2 protein-coding genes are annotated in these 1,895 nt (G+C 51.9%); both read left to right on the top strand.

What is annotated here, in order from left to right:
* Positions 1-190, top strand: a 190-nt coding sequence (locus HMPREF9465_RS12960) for an ISL3 family transposase (protein WP_005437022.1), incomplete at its 5' end; no start/stop codon positions are given.
* Between the two features lie 579 nt (positions 191-769).
* A complete protein-coding gene (locus tag HMPREF9465_RS11065) occupies positions 770-1,825 on the top strand; it encodes a S8 family serine peptidase (protein ID WP_005437021.1) in 1,056 nt (351 codons plus the stop codon).
* Positions 1,826-1,895: the final 70 nt, after the last annotated feature.

Raw genomic sequence — 1,895 nt, 5'->3', positions numbered from 1 at the left:
AGATTTCGGCAAGAACCTCAGGGGCTATGTGCAGGGCATCATTGCAGCCGCGGACTTTAAGATCAACACCTCTGTACTTGAAGGTGTCAACAATAAAATCAAGCAAATTAAGCGACGAGCTTATGGCTTCCGAGACGATCTGTACTTTTTCTTAAAAGTCAAGGCCGCGTTCCACGGACTTCCGAGATGAACCTTTTTCTTTGCTGGCGACTGGCGGTGTCGGGTTTGGCCCCGCGAGTACGCATCCAATTCGGAGAACGGAGGGCGGAAAAGGGGGCGTCAGAGGGGGCCAGCTGAACGAAATCCTCGTTTCGCGGATGGCTTCGTTCGGTGCGAGATCCGAAGGAGATCGAAATAGTCATTACCTATACCCCCCCCCCCCCCCTATCAATAGATCATGTCGCCCCTCGGGCAAACCCGACCTGTCTCCTAAAGACATCAGTAGTTGCCCTAGTTATTGGATTCTTTAGAACCCGCAATTCATTGCTCGGTGGTGGACCTTCAACACTTGATCCATGTCAACATGAATTTAGTAGAAAAAAGGCGGCCGGAAGCCGGATGAGTTTGTCAAGTTTCGGGGATGATCAGTCAACGATATACGGGTAAAACGAGGGAAAACGATGATGTTGTAAAGAAACGACGTATTTGCCTTTTTAAGGCTATTGGCCGTTTGTGAGTTTTGTGACGACTTATTCTGCGCAGGTCCCCGCTCAAAACGAGCTAGGGGCAATGGACCAACCATAGACCAAATTTGTTTGGAGTTACGCAGATGAATCGCGTTTACAAGACCAAATGGAGTGCTGCCCATCAGCAGTATGTTGTCACCGACGAACATCACGCCACAAAGGGCAAGGCTGCCAAGAGTACTCTGGCAATTGCCGTTGCTTCGATCATGATGGCTACCGGCGCTCAGGCCGCTTATATGGAACCTGGCTTCGTTGCTGAGAACAGCACGCAAGTGACTGAAGCTCAGAAATCTTTTGAAACGTCAGAATACCAGAAGGACTGGGGCCTTACGGCTATGCACGCCTCCAAGGCATACGCTCTTGGTTTTAACGGCAAGGGCGTGACCGTCGGCGTCATGGACTCTGGCGCACTCCTGAACATTCATCCTGACCTTACGGGCGATCGTTTCAGCGTTTCCAGCGCCAAGGGCGAATACGGTTCCGTTGGCAACCGCTATCCTCAGGCTGTTGATAAGGATAAAGGAACTGTCGGCAATCCCTTCAACAAAGACGAAGAGTTCGACATCGATGGCAATTGGAAGGAAGGCGTCAATGACTCTCACGGCACGCACGTGACGGGTACCGTTGGCGGCAATCGTGACGGCAGCGAATTCCATGGCGTGGCCTGGGGTTCCAACATCATCGTCGGCAACACTGGTGCTACGGACGACAACAACTACGGTCCGTTCCAGGATTACCAATACTTCAAGGCTGCCTGGGGCGACCTCGCTGATAAGGTTGCCAAGGCCAATGGCGAACGCGGCGGCGTGATCAACAACTCCTGGGGTACGAACACCCGTGTTGTTGACCAGAAGGACAAGGGCCATGACGGCTACAACACCGGCGTTCACCTCAACGTGAATACAGAAGCTGAAACGGACTACGAGTTCATGCTCTTCGCCAAGCGTTATGGTAGCTTCGACACTGTTCCGAATAACGGCATTGTGGACAACAATTCCTTTGTTTATGCTGCTTATGAAGCCGTCAAGGACAGGAACATCGTTCAGATCATGACGACGGGCAACCGCGACATGAAGAACCCGTACTACCGTGCTCTCTATCCGCTCGAGAGCGTCAGAAATTTTGTGTCCATGGGATAATCGGAGCCCGCCAAACGGGTGCATCCAATGAACACGAACACCAAACGCAATTCTCGTAAGAAGTCCACCA

The sequence above is a fragment of the Sutterella wadsworthensis 2_1_59BFAA genome (assembly GCF_000297775.1).
Classification (GTDB): domain Bacteria; phylum Pseudomonadota; class Gammaproteobacteria; order Burkholderiales; family Burkholderiaceae_F; genus Sutterella; species Sutterella wadsworthensis_A.
Note: the sequence above shows the minus strand (reverse complement) of the source record. Positions and strands in the feature narration are given on the sequence as shown.